General features: G+C 68.4%; 12 protein-coding genes. 4 read left to right on the forward strand and 8 right to left on the reverse strand.

The window, feature by feature from the left end:
• The first annotated feature begins 171 nt into the window (after positions 1–171).
• The 3 genes from fadD32 (at position 172) to P3H15_RS08085 (ending at position 8,742) form a co-directional block, all read left to right on the forward strand.
• Positions 172–2,067 carry a long-chain-fatty-acid--AMP ligase FadD32 gene (gene fadD32 / locus P3H15_RS08075; protein WP_276136729.1) on the forward strand — a complete coding sequence of 632 codons (1,896 nt, stop codon included), beginning with the start codon at positions 172–174 and terminating at the stop codon, positions 2,065–2,067.
• 103 nt (positions 2,068–2,170) lie between these two features.
• Entirely contained in the window at positions 2,171–7,201 is a 5,031-nt protein-coding gene (gene pks13 / locus P3H15_RS08080; RefSeq protein ID WP_276136730.1) for a polyketide synthase Pks13, read from the forward strand.
• Positions 7,198–8,742 carry an acyl-CoA carboxylase subunit beta gene (locus tag P3H15_RS08085; RefSeq protein ID WP_276136731.1) on the forward strand — a complete coding sequence of 515 codons (1,545 nt, stop codon included), beginning with the start codon at positions 7,198–7,200 and terminating at the stop codon, positions 8,740–8,742. The genes pks13 and P3H15_RS08085 overlap by 4 nt, the downstream gene beginning before the upstream one ends.
• A gap of 26 nt (positions 8,743–8,768) precedes the next feature.
• Here the strand turns inward: P3H15_RS08085 and P3H15_RS08090 are convergent, their stop codons facing one another.
• The 4 genes from P3H15_RS08090 to P3H15_RS08105 all read right to left on the reverse strand — a co-directional run bounded on the left by P3H15_RS08090 (position 8,769) and on the right by P3H15_RS08105 (position 18,326).
• On the reverse strand, positions 8,769–9,743 hold the full coding sequence (locus P3H15_RS08090; protein ID WP_276136732.1) for a hypothetical protein: 975 nt from the start codon (positions 9,741–9,743) through the stop codon (positions 8,769–8,771).
• A 107-nt stretch (positions 9,744–9,850) separates the two neighbouring features.
• Entirely contained in the window at positions 9,851–13,174 is a 3,324-nt protein-coding gene (locus P3H15_RS08095) for an arabinosyltransferase domain-containing protein (RefSeq protein WP_276136733.1), read from the reverse strand.
• Positions 13,175–13,240: 66 nt separating this feature from the next.
• Positions 13,241–16,474, reverse strand: coding sequence for an arabinosyltransferase domain-containing protein (locus P3H15_RS08100; RefSeq protein ID WP_276136734.1), 3,234 nt, complete (start codon positions 16,472–16,474; stop codon positions 13,241–13,243).
• A 55-nt stretch (positions 16,475–16,529) separates the two neighbouring features.
• A complete protein-coding gene (locus P3H15_RS08105) occupies positions 16,530–18,326 on the reverse strand; it encodes a glycosyl transferase (protein WP_276136735.1) in 1,797 nt (598 codons plus the stop codon).
• Between the two features lie 214 nt (positions 18,327–18,540).
• Here P3H15_RS08105 and P3H15_RS08110 point away from each other — a divergent pair, with 214 nt between their 5' ends.
• Positions 18,541–19,242, forward strand: a complete 702-nt coding sequence (locus tag P3H15_RS08110) for an MspA family porin (protein WP_276136832.1) — start codon at positions 18,541–18,543, stop codon at positions 19,240–19,242.
• Here the strand turns inward: P3H15_RS08110 and P3H15_RS08115 are convergent.
• The 4 genes from P3H15_RS08115 to P3H15_RS08130 form a co-directional block, all read right to left on the reverse strand.
• Positions 19,239–19,514, reverse strand: a complete 276-nt coding sequence (locus tag P3H15_RS08115) for a hypothetical protein (RefSeq protein WP_276136736.1) — start codon at positions 19,512–19,514, stop codon at positions 19,239–19,241. The genes P3H15_RS08110 and P3H15_RS08115 overlap by 4 nt on opposite strands.
• A 112-nt stretch (positions 19,515–19,626) precedes the next feature.
• Positions 19,627–21,519, reverse strand: a complete 1,893-nt coding sequence (locus P3H15_RS08120) for a galactan 5-O-arabinofuranosyltransferase (protein ID WP_276136737.1) — start codon at positions 21,517–21,519, stop codon at positions 19,627–19,629.
• Between the two features lie 11 nt (positions 21,520–21,530).
• Entirely contained in the window at positions 21,531–22,292 is a 762-nt protein-coding gene (locus tag P3H15_RS08125; protein ID WP_276136738.1) for a decaprenylphospho-beta-D-erythro-pentofuranosid-2-ulose 2-reductase, read from the reverse strand.
• Positions 22,292–23,725 carry an FAD-binding oxidoreductase gene (locus P3H15_RS08130; protein ID WP_072938591.1) on the reverse strand — a complete coding sequence of 478 codons (1,434 nt, stop codon included), beginning with the start codon at positions 23,723–23,725 and terminating at the stop codon, positions 22,292–22,294. The genes P3H15_RS08125 and P3H15_RS08130 overlap by 1 nt, the downstream gene beginning before the upstream one ends.
• Positions 23,726–23,778 lie beyond the last annotated feature (53 nt).

Consider the following 23,778-nt stretch of genomic DNA (forward strand, 5'->3'; position numbering starts at 1 on the left):
GCGGCGATGCCAATCTGTAACATATCGATGGTTTGGAATCGATGAACTTATTCGGGTGAGTGGCGTGTTACGTCGTTTCCCACGAGTTTTACAAGATCCGATTCGGCGAAGGAAGTCTGGGGCGCAGTCATGCCGGTGGCATGCCTGTGTGATCGCTTCGGAGGAGATGGAATGAACGCGAAGTTCGATGATTTTATCGACGAGACGGGCCACATCAGGCTCGACTCGGGAAGCACGCTGGTCGACTACGTCCAGCGGCACACCCGGGAGAACTCGGACGAGCTGGCATACCGCTACATCGACTATTCGCGGGACAGAGACGGCGAAGCGCAGGAGCTGACCTGGGAACAGTTCGGCCACCGGCTGCGTGCCGTTGCGGCGCGCCTCCAGCAGGTCACCAAGCCCGGCGACCGTGTCGCGGTCCTGGCGCCGCAGGGTCTCGACTACGTCATCTCCTTCTTCGCCGCCATCCACGCCGGAGCGATTTCGGTGCCGCTGTTCGACCCCGACGAACCCGGCCACACCGACCGTCTGCACGCCGTCCTCGGTGACTGCAAGCCTGCCGCCATCCTCACGGCCACCTCCTCCGCCGCGGGTGTTCGACAGTTCTTCCGGTCCCTCCCCGCCGCCGAGCGCCCCCGGATCATCGCCGTCGACGCCATCCCCGACAGCGTCGGCGAGTCCTGGGTGCGTCCCGAGATCGATCTCGACGACATCGCGTACCTGCAGTACACGTCCGGCTCGACGCGGGTGCCCGCCGGTGTGGAGATCACGCACCGCGCCGTCGGCACGAACGCGCTGCAGATGGTCGACTCCATCGAGCTGAACGAGAACTCGCGCGGCGTCACCTGGCTGCCGCTGTTCCACGACATGGGGCTGCTGACCGTCATCCTGCCCGCCCTCGGCGGCAAGTACATCACCATCATGAGTCCGCGCGCATTCGTGCAGCGGCCGTACCGGTGGATCAAGGAACTGGCCGCGGTGTCGGACGGCGCAGGCACGTTCGCGGCCGCACCCAACTTCGCGTTCGAGCACGCGGCCGCCCGCGGCCTGCCGAAGAGCGGCGAGAGCCTCGACCTGAGCAACGTGATCGGCCTCATCAACGGCAGCGAGCCGGTCACCACATCGTCGATGCGCAAGTTCAACGAGGCGTTCGCGCCGTACGGCCTGCCGAAGACGGCGATCAAGCCCTCGTACGGCATGGCCGAGGCCACGCTGTTCGTGTCCTCCACCCGGCACTCGGACGAGGCCCGCGTCATCTACGTCGATCGCGACGAGCTCAACGCCGGTCGCGTCGTGAAGGTGGACCAGGACGCCGAGAACGCCATCCCGCAGGTGTCCTGCGGTTACGTCGCGCGCAGCCAGTGGGCCGCCATCGTCGACCCGGAGTCGCGCATGGAGCAGCCCGACGACCGGGTCGGTGAGATCTGGCTGCACGGCGAGAACATCGGCATCGGCTACTGGGGACGCACCGACGAGACCGCGGAGACGTTCCACAACAAGCTCACCAACCGGCTCGCCGAGGGCAGCCACGCGGAGGGTACGTCCGCGGACGCCAACTGGATGCGTACCGGCGACTACGGCGTGTACATCGACGGTGAGCTGTTCATCACGGGCCGCGTCAAGGACCTCGTGATCGTCGACGGCCGCAACCATTACCCGCAGGACCTCGAGTTCTCGGCGCAGGAGGCCAGCACCGCGCTGCGCCCCGGCTTCGTGGCCGCGTTCGCGGTCCCTGCCAACCAGCTGCCGGCCGTCGTGTTCGAGAACACGCACTCGGGTCTGAACTACGACGCGGACGATTCCTCCGAGCAGCTCGTGATCGTGGCCGAACGCGCACCGGGTGCCGGCAAGGCCGACCCGCAGCCCGTCGCCGACACGGTGCGGGCCGCGCTGTCGACCAGGCACGGGGTCACGGCGCGCGACATCCTGCTGGTGCCCGCGGGCTCGATTCCTCGCACGTCGAGCGGCAAGATCGCCCGCCGCGCGTGCAAGGCGAGCTACATCGAGGGGACCCTGCGCGGCGGATACACGCAGACGGCCTTCCCCGATAGCGTTTCCGAATAGTCCACTTCCTGACGGGTAGCTTGGTGAGTTGATGGCTGAAAAAGATGATGACCGGGTCGGGGCGAGCGAAGCGACGGGGAATGTCACCGGCAGCACAGGTGACATGACGGTCGCACAGCTGCGCGACTGGCTGCGCAACTGGATTGCCGACGCAACCGGGCAACCGGTCGGTCAGATCACCGACGACCGCCCGATGGAAGAGTTCGGTCTGTCGTCGCGTGACGCCGTCGCACTGAGCGGCGAGATCGAGGAGCTGGTCGGAGTCACGCTCACCGCGACGGTCGCCTACCAGCACCCCACCATCGCGTCGCTCGCCACCCGCATCATCGAGGGCGAACCCGAGCAGCCCGACGACTCGGCCGACGCGGCCTACTACGCGTCGGCGCCGACGTCGGACGCGCACGACATCGCGATCGTGGGCCTGGCCGCACGCTTCCCGGGCGCGGGCACGACTCCCGCCGAGATGTGGCAGATGCTCGCGGAGGGTCGCGACGGCATCTCCGACCTGCCCGAGGGCCGCTGGGAGGAGTTCACCTCCGACCCGCAGATCAAGGCCGCCGTGGAGAAGGCCAACACGCAGGGCGGCTACCTCGACGACGTGAAGACGTTCGACGCGGAGTTCTTCGCGATGTCCCCGCTGGAGGTCGCGAACGTCGACCCGCAGCAGCGCCTCGCGATGGAACTGACGTGGGAGGCCCTCGAGCACGCCCGCATCCCGGCCAGCGACCTCAAGGGCGAGCAGGTCGGTGTGTTCATCGGCAGCTCGGCCAACGACTACCAGTTGCTCGCCGTCAGCGACCCCGTCCACGCGCACCCGTACGCGCTGACCGGCACGTCGACGTCCATCGTCGCCAACCGGGTGTCGTACTTCTACGACTTCCGCGGACCGTCCATCGCCCTCGACACGGCCTGCTCGTCCTCGCTCGTCGCGGTGCACCAGGCGGTGCGCTCTCTGCGGTCCGGTGAGTCGGATCTCGCGCTCGCCGGCGGCGTCAACATGCTCGTCGCGCCGCCCGCCACGCTGGGCTTCGACCAGCTGGGTGTGATGGCCCCCAACGGCCGCATCAAGGCGTTCTCCTCCGACGCCGACGGCATGATCCGCGCGGAGGGCGGCGGTCTCGTCGTCCTCAAGCGCCTCGAGGACGCCGAGCGCGACGGCGACGAGATCTTCGCCGTCATCGCCGGTAGCGCCGTCAACCAGGACGGCCGTTCCAACGGTCTCGCGGCCCCGAACCCGGACGCGCAGGCCGACGTCCTGCGGCACGCTTACCGGGACGCGGGCATCAACCCGGCAGGCGTCGACTACATCGAGGCGCACGGCACCGGCACCATCCTCGGCGATCCCATCGAGGCGGACGCACTCGGACGCGTCGTCGGTCGTGGACGCGCCGACGACAAGCCCGCTCTGCTCGGCTCGGCCAAGACCAACTTCGGCCACCTCGAGGCCGCCGCGGGCGCCGCGGGTCTGATCAAGGTCGTGCTGTCGATGCGGGAGGACACGCTTCCCCCGACGCTGAACTTCGCCGGACCCAACCCGTACATCGCGTTCGACAAGGCGCACCTGCAGGTCATTCCGGAGGGTGCGGCGTGGCCGCGCTACACGGGCGCGGCCGTCGCCGGTGTGTCCGGATTCGGTTTCGGTGGCACCAACGCCCACGTCGTGGTGCGCGAGTACACCGGGCCTGCCGTCGACGACACCGCCGAGCCCGCCGGCACGGCCGAGCCCGCCGAGGTCGCGGTGGCCGAGGTCGCGGTGGCCGAGACCGAGCCGACGGTCGTCCTCGCGGTGTCCGGTGCGCTGCCGTCGCGTCGTCGCCGGGCCGCCGCCGATCTGGCCGACTGGCTGGAAACCGAAGAGGGCAGCACCACCCCGCTCGCCGACGTCGCCCGCGCTCTCGCGCGCCGCAACCACGGTCGCTCGCGGGCCGTCGTCCTGGCGAAGACCCGCTCGGAGGCGGTCACCGGTCTGCGCGCCGTCGCCGCAGGCAAGCCCGGGCAGGGCGTGTTCACCGCGGACTCGCCGTCGTCGAAGGGCGCCGTCTGGGTTCTGTCGGGCTTCGGTTCGCAGCACCGCAAGATGGCCAAGCAGCTGTACCTGGAGAACCCGGTGTTCGCCGCGGCCATCGACGAGGTCGACGCGCTGATCGAAGACGAGGCCGGCTACTCCATGAAGGAGAAGTTCCTCGACGACGCGATCGACTACGACGTCGAGACCTCGCAGGTCGGCATCTTCACCATCCAGATCGGTCTGGCGGCGCTGCTGCGTCATCACGGCGCCGAGCCCGAGGCCGTCGTCGGCCACTCGATGGGCGAGGCTGCCGCCGCGTACATCTCGGGCGGTCTGCCGCTCGAGGACGCGGTGCGGGTGATCTGCGCCCGGTCCCGCCTGATGGGTGAGGCCGAGGCCACGCTCGAGGGCGACGACATCCGTCTAATGGCGCTCGTCGAATACAGCGCATCCGAGATCGAGACCGTGCTCACCGATTTCCCGCACCTCGAGGTCTGCGTGTATGCGGCCCCGACGCACACCGTCATCGGCGGCCCGGAACCCGAGGTCAACGCCATCGTCGCGCGGGCCGAGGGCGAGGAGAAGATGGCCCGCGTCCTCAAGACCAAGGGGGCCAGCCACACCTCGCAGGTCGACCCGCTGCTGGGCGAACTGGCCGCGGAACTGGCGGGCATCGAGCCGACCAAGCTGAAGCTGGGCGTGTATTCGTCCGTCGACAAGGACACCTACTACCGCGCCGGCCACGAGCCGATCCACCGCGAGGAGTACTGGACCAAGGGCCTGCGCCACAGCGTGTACTTCACCAACGCCGTCCGCCTCGCGGTCGGTAGCGGGCACACCACGTTCGTGGAGCTGGCGCCCAACCCGGTGGCCCTGATGTCCGTGGCCGCCACCGCGTTCGACGCCGGCCTGCACGACATGCAGCTCATCCAGACGCTCAAGCGCAAGGAGGACGAGCCGCTCGGTGTCCTCGCCGCGCTCGCGCAGCTGTACGTCCACGGGCACGCCGTCGACCTGTCCTCGCTGCTGCCGGAGGGCGACTTCGCGGCCGTTCCGCGCACCGCGTGGATCCGCAAGCCGTACTGGGTGGAGACCCGGATCGATTCCAGCGGCAACACCCGTGTCCCGGGTGCGCACGTGTCGCTGCCCGACGGCCGCCACGTGTGGGAGGTCCAGGCCGGCGCGGTCACCGACCTGCCCGCACTGGTCACCGCCGCCGCGTCGCAGGTGCTGTCGGACGTGACGCTCGCCGCGTCCGTCCTGCACGCCCACGCGCCCGCCGAGGGAACGCTCACCACCACGCTCAACCCGCATCCGGGTGGCGCGTCGCTGCAGGTGCACGCGAAGAGCGGTGCGAGTTTCACGCTGCTGTTCGACGCCGCCGTCACGTCCGGTGAGGCATTGCCTGAGCCTGTGGTCGGGGCGAGCGAAGCGACGGGGAATGTTGGTGCGGCGCCGGTGCAGGCGACGTCGCCGGTGGAGGAGCTGCCCGAGGTCGTCGAGGACATCGGCGAGAAGTGGGACCCGAACGGTTCGCAGACGCTCGAAGACCGTCTCGCGCTGATCGTCGCCGAGTCCATGGGTTACGCCCCGGAGGACCTGCCCGCCGAGATCCCGCTCATCGAGCTGGGCCTCGATTCGCTGATGGCCGTCCGCATCAAGAACCGCGTCGAGTACGAGTTCGACATCCCGCAGCTGCAGCTGCAGGCGGTCCGGGACGCGAACCTGATGGAGGTCGGCAAGTACCTGCGCTACGCGGTCGAGAACCGCGAAGAGGTGCAGGCGCTGGCGGACCAGCAGAAGGCCGAGAAGGAAGCGGCGGAGGCCGCGGAGGCCGACCGTGATGCGGAGGCCGCGGAGGCCGACCGTGATGCAGAGGCCGCGGAGGCCGACCGTGATTCCGCGGCCCCGCTCGACGCCGAGGACACGTCCGTGGAGGCGGAGGCCGAGGCGATCATCGCGGCCACCCCTGTCCCGGAGGCTGCGCCCGAGGAAAACGCCGTGGACAGCAAGGAAGCGTTCGCCGACGCGACCACCACCGACGTTCCGCCGCGCGACGCGGCCGAGCGCCTGACGTTCGCCACGTGGGCCGTCGTCACCGGCGAGTCCGCCAAGGGCATCTTCAACACGCTGCCGATCCTGAACGACGAGACGGCGGAGAAGCTGGCGGCCCGGTTGTCGGAGCGCGCGAACGGCGAGATCACGTTCGACGACGTCCTCGACTCGACCACGATCGAGGAACTGGCCAATGTGGTGCGCGGTTTCCTCGAGGATTCCGGCAAGATCGACGGGCTGGTCCGCGCGCTGCGGGCTCGCCCGGAGGGATCCGACGCCGTCCCCGTGTTCGTGTTCCACCCGGCCGGTGGTTCGACGGTCGCGTACGAGCCGCTGCTGAAGCGTCTGCCCGAGGGCACGCCGATGTACGGGTTCGAGCGCACCGAGGGGCCGATCGATGTCCGGGCGGCGGAGTACCTGCCGTTGATCCGCGAGATCCAGGGCGATGGGCCGTACGTGCTGTACGGCTGGTCGCTGGGCGGTGTGCTGGCCTACGCGGTGGCGAAGCTGCTGCGCGAGTCGGGCGCGGACGTCCGGATCGTCGGCCTGATCGACACGGTCATGGCCGGGGAGAAGGTCGAGGACACTCCCGACGAGATCCGTAAGCGCTGGCAGCGGTACGCGGCGTTCGCGAAGAAGACGTACAACGTCGACTACCCGCTGCCGTACGACAAGCTCGCTGCGGCGGAGAGCGATGAGGAGCAGATCAAGATCCTGACGGAACTGCTCAAGCTGAGTGGCACCAAGATTCCGGGCGGAATCATCGAGCACCAGCGGACGTCGTGGCTCGACAACCGTGCCATCCAGACCGCCGAACTCGAGCAGTACGACGGCGACGTCGTCCTGTACATGGCCGATCGCTACCACGACGACGTGATGAACCTGGAGCCCGCGTTCAAGACCCGGAAGCCGGACGGCGGCTGGGGCGACGCGGTGAAGAACCTGGAGATCATCCACGTGGGCGGCGATCACATCCAGATCGTCGACGAGCCGTACATCGCGAAGGTCGGTGCCGACCTCACCAAGAAGCTGGCGGCGATCCAGGCCGCCGGAACCGGAGCGCATCAGTGACCACCACGACCGCAGAGAAGCTTGCCGAACTGCGCGAAAAGCTGGAAACGGCAAAGGAACCCGCGGGCGAGCAGGCTATTGCCAAGCGCGCGAAGAAGGGCATTCCGAGCGCACGCGAACGCATCGACATGCTCCTCGACCCGGGGAGTTTCATCGAGGTCGGCGGTCTGATGCGCCAGCCCGGTGACCCGAATGCGCTGTACAGCGACGGCGTCGTCACCGGCCACGGGACCGTCGAGGGGCGCCCGGTCGCGGTGTTCTCGCACGATCAGACCGTGTTCGGTGGTTCCGTCGGCGAGATGTTCGGCCGCAAGGTCGCCGCGATCATGGAGTTCGCCGCGAAGATCGGCTGCCCGTGTGTCGGCATCAACGACTCCGGCGGAGCTCGGGTTCAGGACGCGGTGACGTCGCTGGCCTGGTACGCGGAACTGGGCCGTCGGCAGGAGCCGCTGTCGGGAATGTGCCCGCAGATCTCGATGATTCTCGGCAAGTGCGCGGGCGGTGCGGTGTACGCGCCGATCAACACCGACGTCCTGGTGGCCACCGAGGAGTCGTACATGTTCGTCACCGGGCCCGAGGTGGTCCGGAAGATCACCGGCGAGGACGTCAGCCTCGACGAACTCGGTGGTGCCCGGAACCAGGCCCAGTACGGCAACCTGCACCATGTGGCGCCCGACGAGAAGGCCGCGTTCGAGTGGGTGCGCAAGTACCTGAGCTTCCTGCCGTCGAGTTGCATGGAGAAGCCGCCGGTCGTCAATCCGGGTCTCGAACCGGAGATCACGGACTCCGACCGCGATCTGGACACGTTCATCCCGGACGCCGACAACGCCGGCTACGACATGCACGACATCCTGCTGCGGATCTTCGACGACGGCGAGTTCCACGAGATCGGCGGGCAGGTGGCGCTGAACATCATCACCGGCTTCGCCCGCGTCGACGGCCGCACGGTCGGGGTGATCGCGAACCAGCCGCTGGTCGCGGCGGGTGCGCTGGACGCGAAGGCCTCGGACAAGGCCGCGCATTTCATCCGCATCTGTGACGCCTTCGACATCCCGCTGGTGTTCGCGGTCGACACCCCGGGATTCCTTCCCGGGCTCGAGCAGGAGCGGATCGGTGTCATCAAGCGCGGTGGCCGGTTCATCTTCGCGTTCGTGACGGCCACTGTGCCGAAGGTGACCGTCGTGATCCGCAAGGCCTACGGCGGCGCCTACGCTGTCATGGGCTCGAAGCAGTTGGGCGCCGACATCAACTTCGCGTGGCCGACCGCCCGCATCGCGGTGATGGGCGCCGAGGGCGCTGTCGACCTCATCGGTCGCAGGCAGATCGAGGCCGCGGGTGAGAACGCGCCCGCCGTCCGCCGGCAGTTGATCAACTTCTACAACGAGAACATCGCGACGCCGTACATCGCTGCGGAGCGCGGATACATCGACGCCGTCATCGAGCCCGCCACCACCCGTCTCGAGATCCGCAAGGCGCTGACGATGCTGCGCGACAAGGCGGTGCAGCGCAATCCGCGCAAGCACGACCTGATGCCGTTGTAGTTCGTTCCCGCACCTGCGATCGGCGGTCATGCCGACCGCAGGTGCGTCTCGGTGTGCACGAACACCGGCGGCCGGGGACGCGACGCGGCCAGCGTGTACGCGGCACGCAGGTCGGCGAGAACGGTCGACGGGTCGCCCCGGAGCTGCTCCGGCAGGTGTGTCACGACGACGATTCCCTCACGGTGCATCCGTGCCCGCCGCTGCCTCGTCGCCTCGTGCAGTTCGGGTGAGAAGTGGTACTTCGGCGAGTCGATCTCCCAGGCGACGGCGACGTCGTCCAGCCAGCCGTCGGGTCGGGCGATCCACAGCCCGGCGGCGGACAGCACGTCCACGTCGTGCCGCATCGGCGGAAGCTCGCTCGTCGCATACACATTCCGCGCGTGGACCCGGACGGCGGAATGCGCGTCTTCCGTCAGTTCGCGCAGGACTGCCCGCGGCAGGTGGCTTCCGCGGTCGGGGCCGTGTGCGATGTCGCGGACCAGTTCGTCTACCGTCACGTCGCCGCGCCGGATTCCCTCGGTCAGGAGCGCGTGACAGGCGTCAGCCGTGAGCATGCGACGTCCGGCGTCCAGAAGACTGCGCGGTGGCGGAGCGAGGCGCAGGAGCCCCCGGTGGACGGGTGCGGGCAGGTGCCGCGTCCGCTCGACCTTCACGTACGACCAGTCCCGGCGATGCCGGGTGGACGGGATGAGCAGCAGCACGTCGTTCCGGGGCGGTGACGACGGGTAGCCGAGCGCGGCCAGCGCGGCGTGACCCGACAGGAGCGCGTCCGGGCCGCCGTATTCGAGCGCCGCCAGGTTGCGCTGCAGCGTCGTCGGTGGCCCGTCGTGCAGGAGGACGACGCCGGGGAGGATCCGCTGCCAGGGACCACCGTCACGGCAGCGCGCGGCGATGGTGCCCTTGGCGACCCCCAGCCGTTCCAGGACAGCCGCTCGGACCACTCCGTCGCGGCCGGCAGCGGTTGTCCCGGGGAGGTCTTCGGCCCAGCTTTCGGTTCGCATGGGTCCGAGCCTGCCCCGGGCGCAGCGGTCCGCAGTCGAAAAGCCCAGGTCGGAAATTGGCCTGTGGATGGACGGAAAGTTGTGGACAACTCCGCCTCCCGAGACCGCTACGGGGTGGGGTACACCCGCAGTGTGCCCGGCTTCCACAGTCCGGACCGGGTGGCGGTCTCGGTGTCGACGGTGGCCGCGGTGGCGTCCGGGAAGTACCGGTCGAAGCGCTCGAGGGAGCCCCAGTCACGTCCCCAGTCGTCCCGCATGTAGGTGGGGATGGCGGTGGCGCTGGCGAGCAGTTCGGTGAAGCCGAGGGGGCCACCGTTCTCCGCGGACTGCCAGGTGTCGGTGGAGCTGACGGCCAGCGGACGGTCGGGGAGGATGCGGTAGTTCGGCATCTCCGCGACACCGTACTGGTGGTCGAACGGGCGCTGGCACGGGAACTGCAGTCCGACGGCCCAGTCCAGCAGCACGGGCTGCGAGCTGCCGATCGTCGAGTTGAGGGTCTCGAGCTTCGGAACCCGCGGCGGGGTGAACGCCAGCCACTGATCGCCGGTGAGGTTGGGGTCGTTGGCGACGATCCGCACGGAGTCGGCGTCGGGGGACAGTTCGCTGATCGGCACGCGCAGGTTGCGCCACGACGGTGCGGGCCCGATGTCCTTGGGCAGGTAGGTGCCCTGGGCCTGGACGGTGCCGTCGGGCTGACGCTTGCCGTATTCGAGGAGCAGCGACTGACCGTAGGTGAGGGCGCCGGTCGCGTCGACCGACCAGATGCGGCCCGCGGCGGACATGACGATCAGCGGGGTGTCGTCGGTGCGTTCGGGGAGGGCGTACCAGCTGGACGACAGCGTCGCCGGCTCCTGCACGCCTTCCTGGTAGCTGCCCATGACGGGTGTCGTGGCCGGGTCGAGTCCGAACGGCAGCTTGGCGGTGCTGCCGTTGACGCCGACATTTCCGGTGCCGCCGCTGGTTCCGGCGCTCGATCCGGTCTCGAAGCTGGGCCCGACGCTCTGGTTGTCGGTGTTGCCCATGCCCTGCTTGACCTCGACGTAGTCGGCGGTCAGGTCGGACGGCACCCCGTTGGGCGAGAATCCGACGGGGTTCGCTCCGCCGAGCGGGTCGGCGGGGTTCGCGAGCGGCTGCGCGGGATCGTTGATGGGAGTGAGGTTTCCGCTGTTGGTGTCGCCTTCGACGAGGACGTCCTCGGCGAGCCCGCACGTCTGCCCGGTGAGGGAGTCGAAGTTGGAGCGGGCCAGCGAGTACGCCGGGTACTGGGAGACGGCGCCCTTGAGGAGGGAGAGGACTTCGAACAGCACCATGATGCCGGCGACAACGGTGAGCGGGGCGGCCGCGAATTTCCTGATCCGCCTGCCCTTCTCGGTGTTGGCGCGGACGGGTGGCGCGGCGAATCCCTCACGCAGGTACTGCCAGGCGGCCAGCGCGACGGCCAGCCCGAACAGGACGAGGAAGAACGTGTTGGACTGGCGGCCGCCGATCGAGACGGTCTTGTCGAACCACGGCACGCCGTAGCTCGAGACGTACCAGTAGCCGTTGATGCCCGCGAACGTCAACGCCAGCATGAGCAGCAGTCCGGCCACGAAGATCGTCCGGTTGCGGCGCGAGCGCAGCGCGGACGCCGACACAGCAACGGCGGTCAGCGCGGCCAGCGAACCGGCGATGCCGGCGTACGCCCCGAAGTGGTGGGTCCACTTGGTGGGGTTGAACATCATGAAGAAGATCGTGCCGAACACGACACCGAGCAGGCGCCACGACGGTCCGGTGGCGGCACCGGGAATCCGCCTGCGGCGCAACAGGATGAACAGCGTCGTCAGCAGGCACAGGATCATCGTCAGGAACGCGAAGCGGCGCGCCACGGAACCGTCGACGGTCGGGACGAACAGGTAGTAGTAGCGCAGGAAGTCCTTGTACCACTCGAGGTTCGGGCCGATCAGGGTGCGGACCCGGGTGGCCTCCATCACTCCGGCGATGGTCTGGTCGGCGAACACGACCACCAGGACGATCGTGCCCGCCGCCGCGATCGGCGCCAGCAGCGGCAGCGTCCCCACCTGGCGGTGGCGTTTGACGACGATCCGGACGAGCGGGCGGGCGCCGGCGAGCAGGGCGGCCACACACATCAGACCCGTCGGGGCGGCCGCGAGTGTGAACGCGCCGATCAGGACGGCGACGGCCGCGGGAAGGAGACGTCCGGTCGCGATGGAACGCTCGATGGAGCACCACGTGAGCAGGGCGCCGAGCGCCACGATGGGCTCGGGTCGCAGACCGTTGTTGTAGGGCAGCCAGAACGCGAGGAACACGAGTCCGCCGGTCCACAGCGCCACCTTGTTGCGCCGGACCGACCGGCCGAGGCGCGGAGCGACCTCCCGGCTGATCACCATCCAGCACAGGATCCCGGCGATCAGGGCGGGCAGTCGCATGAACGGGCTGGCCGTCGAGATCTTGGCCATCGCCGCCAGGACGTCGTAATACCAGCCGAACGGCGCCTCGGGGACGCCGAACCAGCGGAAATAGTTGGCCATGTAGCCGGCGTGGTCGGAGACCCGGGCCATGGTGAGCAGATAGCCGTCGTCGGAGGTGTTCGCGCCGATGAAGTGCCACAGCACCAGCGTGCCCACGACGATCGTGTCGAGTCCGGTGAACTTCCACCAGTGCGACGGCAGGAAGTTGCGGTGCCCGCGCCCGTCCGTGCCGTCGAGGCGGCCGAGGGCGACCAGGGCGATCGCCGTGGCGAGGAGAGCCACGATCATCGCGACGAGCTTGATCAGCGTGGGGCTCGACGAGAACCGGGAGTCCACGTTCATCGTGAACGACAGACCGGCCGGCGCTGCCCCGTCGCGGAGGTCGCTGAACACGCCCACCACCTGCGGGCGGAGGTCACCGGTGAGGGAACCGGCGATCGGGTCGCCGGCCGGGGTGGTCAGGCCCACGAACTCGGCGGACGTCGCGTCGATGTTCGATGTGATGCGGATCTCGCTGCAGGCGCCCGACTGCACCTGTTCGCGGGGCGCCGTGGCGATGGTGACGTTGCGGTCGAGCACGTCCACGGACTTGTCCGACACCCGCACGAACATTGCGTTGAGTGCTGCACCCTCGCCCTGCGCGGGGGCCGTGGCCAGCAGGATTCCGCCCTGCGGGGGAAGCCCGGCCACCGCCGAACACGGGATCGACGCCGACAGGTCGATCGGGACCTGCGACACCAGCGGTGCCTCGAGGTCGCCGACGACGCCGTTCTCCGGCCAGTTCACCGCTGCGGTGGTCTGCTGCACCGGCATGAACGGGGTGGCCACCGCCAGCACGAACCCGATGAGGCCGGTGACGATGGCGATCAGACGAGCGGTCCGGTACTCACTCCGCCGGTCCTGGCGAGCAGGCGGCGAAGTGGCTTCGGGATCGGAGACGGAAGTTGTCAGAGCGTCGGGCACGGTTGTCGATGGTATGTCAGGAACCTGAGGAGGCATATTGCCGCCTACCAGAGGGTAGGGGCGGTTCTAGTAGTAACGCACCGGTCCGGCCGACCAGGTACCCGACCTGGTCACCTGTTCGGATTCGACCTCGGCGGGCGTCGCCGACTCGTCCAGCGGCGTGTACCGCTCGAGCGAACCCCAGTCGCGGTCCCAGTCGTTCGACAGGTAGGTGGCCAGGGTGCTCGCCGACAGCAACTGGTCGGTCCAGCCCAGCGGGCCGCCGCCGAACTTGTCCTGCCAGGCATTCGTGGACTCGGCGCCGATGCGGTCGGGCAGGACCCGCCACTGCGGGACCTCGGCGACGCCGTACCGGTGGTCGAAGGGCCGCTGGCAGGGGAATGCGAGCCCGACGGCCCAGTCGAGGAGCACGGGGTCGCTGGACCCGACGACGGTCTGCAGGGTCTGCATCTTCGGCACGCGGGGTGGCGTGACCGCCAGCCACTGGCCGGGGTCGGTGTCCGGGTCGTCCGCGACGAGCCGGACCGTGTTCGCCTCGGCGGGCAGTTGATCGAGCGGCACGCGCAGGTTGCGCCACGACGGGGACGGTCCGATGTCGATCGGGTCGACGGTGCCGAGCGCGGTGACGGACCCGTCGGGACCGGTGACCCCGTACTCGACCTTCAGGCTCTGGCCGGGGGTGACGACGCCGTCCGCGTCGACCGACCGGATGCGTCCGGCCGCCGAGATCGTGAGGATCGGTGCGTCGTCGCTGCGGTCGGGCAGCCCGTACCAGCCGGTGGTGAGGGAGGCGGGTTTCTGCTCCCCGCCCTGCTGGTAACTGCCGAGGACCGGGGTTCGGGCGGGGTCGAGGCCGAACGGCAGCGTCACGGTGCTGCCGTTGACTCCGGCAGTGGCCTCGGTGCCGCCACCGGTGCCGGAACTGGTGCCCGTCGTCGTCTCGTCGGTTTCGGTGTCGACGGTGTTGGCGCCGCCGGTGGCGATCTTCTCGGAGTCGGCGGTGAGGTCGGCGGCGATGCCGTTGGGCGTGAAGCCCTCCGCGGACGTCGTGCCGAACGCGCCCGCACCGCTCTGGTCGGTGATCGGGGTGAGCGGCTGCAGCAGGGCGGCGGTCGGGTCGGTTTCGACGAGGACCTCGTCGGCCAGCGCACACGTGCCGCCGGTGACCGATTCGATGTTGGCCTTCGCGATCGAGTACCCCGGGTACTGCGCGACGGCCCCCTTCAGCAGCGACAGCACCTCGAACAGGACGACGGCACCGGCCGCGACGGTCAGCGGCGACGGCGCGAGCATCCGGGCGCGCTTGCCGTTGGGCTTCTTACCGTTCTCGTACGGTTCGCGGACGTGGTACCAGGCAGCGAGGAGCAGCGTGAGGACCGTGAGTCCCAGGAACAGCGTGGAGAAGCCCTTGCCCGCGATCATCGGCGGCTTGTCCCACCACGGGACGCCGTAGCTGGAGACGTACCACCAGCCGTTGGAACTGGTGAACGCGACGGCGAGGATGAACAGGACACCCGCGGCGAACAGCGTGCGGTTGCGTTTCGAGCGGATACTGGCCGCCCCCACCCCGACCGCGGCGAGCACCGCGACCGAACCCGCGAGCCCCGCGTACACCCCGAAGTGGTGGGTCCACTTGGTGGGCGTGAACATCATCAGCAGCAGCGACGCGAACACGATGCCGAGGATGCGGCGCGACGGCCCGATCGCGGTCCCGGGCACCTTCCCCTTGCGCAGGATCAGCATCACGCAGACCACGACGCACAGCAGCATCACGAACACACCGAACCGGCGGGCCAGCGAGCCGTCCGGGGAGATCCCCATCAGCGAATCCCAGCGCAGCCGCTCGTCGAACCAGGCCACGTTGGGCCCGAGGGCGGTGCGGACGCGCGTCGACTCGAGCACGGTCGCGAGTGTCTGATCCGCGAAGACGGCCACCATCACGACCGTTCCCGCGGCGAGGATCGGCAGGATCTGGGACGCGAATCCCACCCGGTGGCCGCGCGCGATGATGATCTGCAGGATCGGCCGCGCACCCGCTATCAGGGCCGCGATGCAGATCAGCCCGGACGGACCGGCGGCGAGGGAGAACGCGGCGATCAGCACGGCGACGGCACCGGGAAGCAGTCGTCCGGTGGCGATGGCCCGTTCGATGGAACACCACGTGAGGAGGGCGCCGAGCGCGATGACCGGTTCGGGGCGCAACCCGTTGTCGTACGGCAACCAGAACGCCAGGAAGACCAGGCCACCGGTCCAGAGGGCAGTCCTGTTGCGGCGCACGGCGACACCGAGGCGGGGAATGACCTCCCGGCTGATCACCATCCAGCAGAGCAGCGCCGCGAGCAGCGTCGGCAGTCGCATCCACATGCTCGCCGTGCTCACCTTCGCCAGCGCCGCGAGCAGTTCGTACGACCAGCCGAACGGCGCCTCGGGAACGCCGAACCAGCGGAAGTAGTTGGCCATGTAGCCGGAATGCTCCGACACCCGCGCCATGCCCAGGAGATAGCCGTCGTCGGACGTGTTCGCGCCCACCACGTGCCACAGCAGCAGCGTCCCGATCACGACGGCGTCGACGCCGGTGAACTTCCACCAGTGCGCAGGCAGGAAGCGGCGGGCGCGCCTGCCGTCGATGCCGTCCACGCGGTGCAGCGCGTACAGCGACGTCAGCGTCGCGAGGACGCACACGATCATCGCCAGCAGTTTGAGCAGCGACGGGCTCGACGAGAACCGGGAGTCGAGGTCGACGTGCACATTCAGGTCGGCGGGCGCCGCCCCCTGCAGGTCGGTGAACAGGCCGACCATCTGCGGTCGCTGGTCGCCCTCGACGGAACCGGCGAGCGGTTCGGCGGTGCCCGTGACCTCGGCCGACGTCCGCTGGTAGTCGGACGTGACGGTGAGACCGGTGCAGCCCTGGAGGTCCGAGGCACCCGCCGAGATCAGGGACCTGCCGCGAAGGGTGACGTCGACCGTGCCGCCGGCGCCCGCCTTCACGACGAGGCCGTTCTTCTCGAAGTCGGGTGCCCGGTTCGGGAGGGTCGAGACGACGGTGCCGCCGTCGGGCCCGAGTTGCGTGAACACCGAGCAGGGAACGTTCACCTGCATGGCCAGCGGCGTGTACGAGACCAGGGGCGCCTCGACGCTGCCGAGGGTGCCGTTCTGCGGCCAGTCGATCGTCGCGGCGTCCTGCTTCACCGGCAGGAACGGGGTGGCCAGCGCGAGAACGAAACCGATCAGGCCGGTGACGATCGCGATGAGCCGGGAAGTGCGGATGCTCTGAACGTCGGGCAGCGGCGGTTGTGGCACAGCACGATGTTAGTCACCCGTGAGTACTTGTTAACGTCCGGCGGTTAACAAGTACTCACGGGTGGCGCAGCGCCCGCACGTCCCACAGCCACACGCCGTCGACGGGTTTCGCGGGCGCCCCGACGAGTTGCCGGACCGTCTCCCGCAGGACGCGATCGTTCTGGGTGTGCGGCAGGACCAGGACGTCGGCGTTCCAGAACTTCAGGTCGGTCAGCGCCTGGGCCCTCGTCGCGTCGTCGATGGCCGGCACCTGGCCGGACGACTGCGCGGACGCGAGCAGTAGCGCGGTGGGGCGGTCGTCGGGCCCGTACTTGCCCCGTTGCTCGCTGCCGGCCGGGCCGACGAAATATCCACCGGCAATGGGGAATGCGAGATCCTGCTCGGTCTGCCAGCGCAGCATCCGGGCATTTTCCGGGGAGGGGAGCGGCACCGTGACGACGGAACCGTCGGTGACGTAGTCCCGCCACGTGCCGTCGGCGAAGAAGTTCGGCGCGGCGTCCCGCTGCACGACTGCCAGGGGCGTCGGCGTCAGCGGAAGCAGCGCCACCGCGAGCCACCCGGCCCACAGCAGCGTGGTGGTCCGCTGGCCCTCGCGGGCGGACGCCAGGGCGCGGTCGGTGCCCAGCGCGAGCAGCAGCGCGGCGGCGGGCAGACAGCCCATCGCGAAGCGCGATTCGAGGACGGACTCGAGGAGCGGCAGGTGGGAGATCAGCTTCCACGGCAACGGAATTCCGGTGTTCCAGCCACCGATCGTCAGCGACGTCCCGAGCGACAGGACACCCATCACGGCGACCGTCGCGGCCGCGGCGCGCGCGAGCGGCATCCGCCACAGCCACAGGGCGGACAGGCCGAGGAGAATCAGCAGGGGCCAGCCGAAATACGCGTTCTCCTCGGTGGCGTTCATGCTGAACTCGGCGGACCCGGGCTCGCCTGCCAGGGAGGATGTCGGGAAGCTGGTGAACGATTCGGTGTCGTTGCCCACCGGACCGTGTTCGATCGCGCGGTAGCTGTCGGGCCCGAAGAACTGCCACCACAGGGGAACGGCGGCGATCGCCAGCGCGACGCCGCCCGCGATCGCAAAACCCTTGATGCTGTGCCTGACTGCCGCGAACGCGGTCCGCGGGCGCGACGCCGCGTAGGCGACCCCGAACACCGTGAACGCCAGCGCATAGATCAGCAGGGGTTCCTCGCCGAGGAAGATCTGGTAGGCGATCAGCAGTCCCAGCACGATGCCGTCGCGCACGGGTCGCGCGCCGCTGCCCAGCCTGATCACGGCGAGCGCGATGAACGGCAGCAGGAACAGGGCGACGAAGTTGGGATGCCCGTTGGTGTGCGAGATCAGGGCGGGTGCGAAACCGCACAGGCCGCCGCCGACGGCCGCCGCGAGTTGCGAGGACACGACGTGCCGTGAGAAGACCCAATACCAGGCAATTGCCGTGCCCGACAGGCCAAGTGTGAGTGCCAGGGTGAATGTGACGTTCGGTCCGAACAACAGTGTGACGGGCGCCAGCGGAATACTGATGCCGAACATCGCCGTGTTGCCCATGAGATTGACGCCCAGCGGATAGTTCTGCAGGTCGCTGGACAGCGGGTTCTCCAGATGGACCAGTGAACGTGCGGCGACCGCGAAGAACCACTCCCACATGGTCTGGTCCTGGCCGCTGCGCACCAGATAGCCGGTTCCGAGGTGTTTCCACTGGCGGGCCAACACGAATGCGGCCAGGCCGACGTAGAAGGCGACCGCTGCGACATCGGCCGGGTGCGGCCGGAAACGGGAGCGGACGGGGCGAGCGGTGGTGCTGGTGCTCTCGGCGGGCCGAGTCGTCTCGACCGGGGTGAGTATCTCAGTCACGCAGCAGCGCCTCCGGTTCTCGGGTCGATGTCAATCGGTCGAGGGTACCGGAGGTCGCTGAGAGCTTCCCGGGTTGCGATCGGGTAATTGTTGCATGTATCACATCAAGTTGATTTGTGAACTTCTGATCAATACAAGGATATTCTTCTGCCCCACTGGTTACGCTCAGCATGCTTTTCCGTATCGGTTGCAGTGCATTCTGAATGGGGTCGGCATGACGGACATCAGCACATCTCGATTTGGGTTCAAACGCTTCACACGGACAGTCGCAGTCGCAGGCATCGCAACGCTTGCCATGGTCATGGGCAATGGCTCGGCGTCGGCCGGCGTGGACAATTCCAGTTCCGTGATCGATGCACGAGGAAATCGCATCGAAGTCGTTCAGGGCGACACGGTGTATCAGACGGTACCGCCGCTGGACGGCGTTCCCACCAGCGTGGAGTTCTTCCACAACGGCTACGCGGGGGTCGCCATCACCGGGCCGAATTCGGAGGAGTTCGAGGGCACTCAGCTCACCGTCGGCTATCAGATCGGTTACCCGGTCGCACTGGCGGGCGCGACGATCGTCCTGAACACGCCCGGCCTCGGTTTCGCGATCGGGTCGAGCAATGGAATCAACCTGGGACTCGTCCCGGACTTCACGCTGGACCTGAACGCAGGGACCAACGCGGAGCTCGCCGGTGACATCATTCCGTCGCAGGAACTGGACATCGACCTGGAGCCCGGTGGCATCACCACGGTTCCGATCCTCGAGGGCCAGGAGTTCGACGGATCGGCGGCTGTGGTCAGGATGCAGGGAGTTCACGGCTCCATCTCCGGTGCTATCGGGCCGGTCACCATCCGTCCGTACGCCATGGCGGTCACGTCGAACGGTGACACCGTCATGACTTACGGTGTGCCGCAGAAGCTCAACTAGGCAGCCCGCCCGACAGGGTGCCTGACAGGGGTCGCCGGACTGAGGTCCGGCGACCTTTGTCGACTCATATGGACGACGACGTCGCCGGCGACGAACACGGCGGCGCCGAGCACTGCGACCACGAAAAGCGCCCAGTGCCCGACGTAGACACCGACGATCGCTCCGATCGTCGTTGCGAGTCCGGCATGCACGATCACCTCACCGGGAGCGGTGCCGAGGAGATAGTCTTCGGCACCGCTTCCGGCACGTCGAGACTGCACTGCATCCGGCATGACCGCTCCTCGCGACGACCCGACAATTCCCCTCGGGGCGCGGAAAATACCCGCCTCCCTGATTGGCTGCGGTGTTCCCGCGAGCAGGGCCGAGTAAACGTGAACAGACCGATCAGTTTCTTGTGACGACGACGAACGGCCCGGTCTCCGACACCGTGAATCGCGGGTCGTCGAACAGTTCCTTCGGGAACGTGACGGTGTAGCGGCGCACGTTGGGGTCGTTGGGATACACGTCCTCGGCGAGCCGCAGCGTGTATCCGTCGGGGCCCTGCCGGAACACGAACGCGTCGGGCGCCCGCCACGGCGCCGCGTCGAGTGCGGCCACCAGCTGGTCGGGTGTCTCGAGCTCGCTCCACTCCGCGATGGTCCGGGCGCGTCCGGCGAAGTCCGCCAAGGGATTCGAGTAATGTGACGTCAGCGCCTGGAACCCGAGGTAGGGGTAGAAGCTGAGGAAGCTGGTGTCGGCGGTGAGGACCACCGTGTCGTCGCGGTCGCGGGGGACCTGCGCCCGGATGAGCTCGTCGACCGCCGCGTAGTGGGCGGCGGCACCGGGTGGGCGCTGGTCGGCGCGTTCGCCGTTGCCGTCGGTGTCGGTGTAGGCGACGGCGATGTCGGAGTCGAGGAATTTCGGGATGTTCTGGACGAACGACAGCGCACCCAGCACGCCGATCACCAGGACCGCACCCTTGACCCGCGGGTTGTCGCTGGTCGCGAGCACGAGCCACCCCGCGAATTCGACGAATCCGAAGACGCCTGCCGCGCCGAGCAGGACGATCAGCACGGGCTCGAGCCGGAACGAGAGCAGGGTGCTGCCGAGCACCGTGAACGCCATCGACAACAGCGACCACAGGTAGATGGCCACCACTCCGACGCCGAGGGCCTGCGCGCGTCGTGACGTCGACGCGCGGGCGACGAGCCAGATGGTGCCGAGCAGACACAGCGCCCCGGTGAGGGAGAAGTGGATCATCGGCAACGGCAGCTGTGCGCCCGCCTCGGGCAGGTAGTGCAGCGCGGTTCCCGACGCGGCGGGCGAACCGCCCACGACCTTCAGCAGATACGGCAGCCACACGGTCAGGGCGAGGAGCCCGGACACGGCGGCGATCACGATCAGCCGGACCAGCGGGTCGACCGCCGCCCGCCACGACTTCCGGTCGCGCACCCGCAGCGCAGCCGCCAGCAGTGCCAGCAGGGTGATCGCGAAGGCGGCGAGACCGAGATACAGCGTGTAGAACGTGGCGGCGAGACCGAGGAACAGTCCGGTGCCGATCACGGCACCCCAACCGCCCCGTCCGTCGGCACGATTCAGGCCGCCCCAGGCGAGGACGAGCGCGGGGCCGATCAGCAGGGTGATGACGGCGCCGTACGGTTCGGGCGAACCGTAGGCCAGGACGAGGGCCGTCGTCGCGAGGGATACCACGATGGCGAGGTCGTGCCGGATCAGGTTGCTCCACAACACCAGTGCCACGACGGCGGCGACGGCGAGGGATCCGATGGCGTACGGCTTGAACGCTTCCCAGCCGTCCATGCCGAGGAGGTTGGCGACGCGCCCACCCGCCCAGAACCAGCCGGCCGGGTAGTACGGCGGCAGGTCGGCGTACGTCATGTCGCGCAGTGCGGCCGAGTCCGTCAGCCGCGTGAGGTATTCGGTGCGGAACTCCTGGTCGACGGAGACGCCGTGCAGGTACAGCTTGGTCGCGGCCAGCGGCAGACCGAGTGTGACGGTGACGAAGCCGGACAGGCTCGCCCACGACAGCAGCCGGGCGAACCGCGTGGCCCGGTGCAGCCGGACCAGCAGCACCGACACCGCGATACCCGCGATGGCCACGACCTGGCCGACCGTCGTGACGGCCTGGGTCACGTTGGACGAGTTGAACGCCGGCCACTGCACCCGCCCGAACGCGAACAGTCCGACCGCTGCCACCACCGCTGCCACGACGGCCCCCAGTAGCATTTCGACAGCTGTCGACAGGGACCGTCGGGCCGGTGCTACGTCTGCTTCCGTCACGAGGGCGAAGCTTAGATGGGCAGCTTCTTGAAGATCGGTCGCGGGATGTGCCGCAGGATCATCATCACGTACCGGAATGCGCCGGGCGCCCAGACGAGATCCTTGCCCTTCTCCGCCGACGTGACGGCGAGCTTGGCCACGTCTTCCTTGTTCACCGTCAGCGGGGCTTCCTTCACGTCCGCGGACATGCGGGTGCGGACCTGGCCGGGACGGATGACGAGGACGCGCGGACCGAACTCGCGCAGGGCCTCACCGAGTCCGAGGTAGAAGCCGTCGAGTCCGGCCTTGGTGGAGCCGTACACGAAGTTGGAGCGGCGCACGCGCTCGCCCGCGGCGGACGACATGGCGATGATCTGGCCGAAGCCCTGTGCCTTCATCTTCTCGCCGACCAGGACGCCGACGGACACGGCCGCGGTGTAGTTGACCTCGGCGATCTGGACGGCCTTGCGCTGGTTCTGCCACAGTTCCTCGGCATCGCCGAGCAGGCCGAACGCGACGATGGCGACGTCGACGTCGCCTTTCGCCCAGGCGTCGTCGATGACCTTCGGGTGGCTCTCGGTGTCGACGGCGTCGAAGTCGATGACGTCGACGGCGTTGGCGCCTGCCGCCTTCAGCTGGGCCACCGCGCCGTCGCGCCCGGGGTCGCCGGGCAGCGCGGCGAGGATCACCCGCATCGGCGCCTTCTTCAGGTACTCCTCGCAGATCGCGAGACCGATCTCGGAGGTGCCACCGAGCAGCAGGAGGGTCTGGGGGTTCCCGACAGCGTTGATCACTACAGTTCCAACCTTCTGGACATATCGGAGGCGAAGACATTGGTGGGGTCGTACTTGCGGCGGGTGGCGATCCACTCGTCGATCCGCGGGTACATGGCGTGGAACGTCTCGGCGGTGGTCCGCGAATCCTTGGCCGTGTAGAGACGGCCGCCGAATTTCAGGACCCGCTTGTCGAGTTCGGTGACGAACTCGTTCAGGCCGGGCTTGATGCGGAAGTCGACGCAGATGTTCCAGCCCGGGATCGGGAAGCTCAGCGGCGCCTGGTTGCCCTCGCCGAACAGCTTGAACACGTTGAGGAACGAGTAGTGCCCCGACGTCTGGATGTCGCGGATGATCGCCTTGAACTCCTCGACCGCGGTGGTCGGCACCACGAACTGGTACTGCAGGAATCCGTTCGACCCGTAGGCGCGGTTCCACTCACCGAACATGTCGAGCGGGTGGTAGAACTGCGTCAAGTTCTGAACCTTGTCGCGGTAGGTGCCGGACTTCCGGAACCACAACTCGCCGATCATCGAGAAGTTGAACTTGTTGGCCAGGCCGTTCGGGAACACGTCCGGGAACGTCAGCAGCTGCGGCGCGTCGAACGCCAGCGGATTCTTCTGCAACTTCGCCGGCAACTGGTCGAGCTTCGCCAGCGAGCCCCGGGAGACCGCGGCCCGCCCCAGCTTCGGGGGCGCGGCGATGGCGTCGAACCAGGCGCTCGAGTACTCGTAGTTGGCCTCGCTGCCGTCGCTGTGCAGCGCGATGGTCTCGTCGAGCGTCTGGGTGACGTCGCCGTCGGCGATGAAATACGCCGTCTCGGTCGGCGTCATCTTGATGGTCGCCTTGAGGATGATGCCCGTCAGGCCCATGCCGCCGATCGTCGCCCAGAACAGGGCGCCCTTGGGGTCGTTGCGGCCGCCCTTCGGCGTCAGCGTCCGCACCTTGCCGTCGGCGGTGAGCAGGTCCAGCGACACCACATGGTTGCCGAAGCTGCCGGCGCTGTGATGGTTCTTGCCGTGGATGTCGGAGCCGATGGCACCGCCGATGGTGACCTGCCGGGTGCCCGGCAGCACCGGAACCCACAGGCCGAACGGCAGCGCCGCCTTCATCAGCTGATCCAGGTTGACGCCGGCGTCGACCTCCACGAGGTGGGTGTCGCGGTCGATGCGATGGATCCGGTTCAGCGCGTTCATGTCGATGACCAGGCCACCGGCGTTCTGCGCCGGGTCGCCGTAGGAGCGGCCGAGGCCACGGGCGATCACCCCACGCTGCAGGTGAGCCGGCTTCGACTCGTTCTGCTCCGCGACCTGGGCGACCGCTTGCGCGATCACCTCCACGTCGGGAGTGGACAGCACCTGCGCGGTGGTGGGCGCGGTGCGTCCCCAGCCGGTGAGGGTGCGGGTCTGTGTGGGGAGCGCCTGGGTGGGCGTCTCTTCTGCTGTCGTGGACATCGGCATAGAGGCTACCGCCTGTGAGTACTTGTTAACCGCGGGCGGTTAAGAAG

The organism is Rhodococcus sp. T2V (assembly GCF_029269925.1).
Lineage (GTDB): Bacteria > Actinomycetota > Actinomycetes > Mycobacteriales > Mycobacteriaceae > Rhodococcus_F > Rhodococcus_F koreensis.

Excerpts from the sequence above, each read along its gene's own strand:
- fadD32 (WP_276136729.1), top strand. The coding sequence starts at position 172 with ATGAACGCGAAGTTCGATGATTTTATCGACGAGACGGGCCACATCAGG.
- pks13 (WP_276136730.1), top strand. The coding sequence starts at position 2,171 with ATGACGGTCGCACAGCTGCGCGACTGGCTGCGCAACTGGATTGCCGAC.
- P3H15_RS08090 (WP_276136732.1), bottom strand. The coding sequence starts at position 9,743 with ATGCGAACCGAAAGCTGGGCCGAAGACCTCCCCGGGACAACCGCTGCC.
- P3H15_RS08110 (WP_276136832.1), top strand. The coding sequence starts at position 18,541 with ATGACGGACATCAGCACATCTCGATTTGGGTTCAAACGCTTCACACGG.
- P3H15_RS08115 (WP_276136736.1), bottom strand. The coding sequence starts at position 19,514 with ATGCCGGATGCAGTGCAGTCTCGACGTGCCGGAAGCGGTGCCGAAGAC.
- P3H15_RS08130 (WP_072938591.1), bottom strand. The coding sequence starts at position 23,725 with ATGTCCACGACAGCAGAAGAGACGCCCACCCAGGCGCTCCCCACACAG.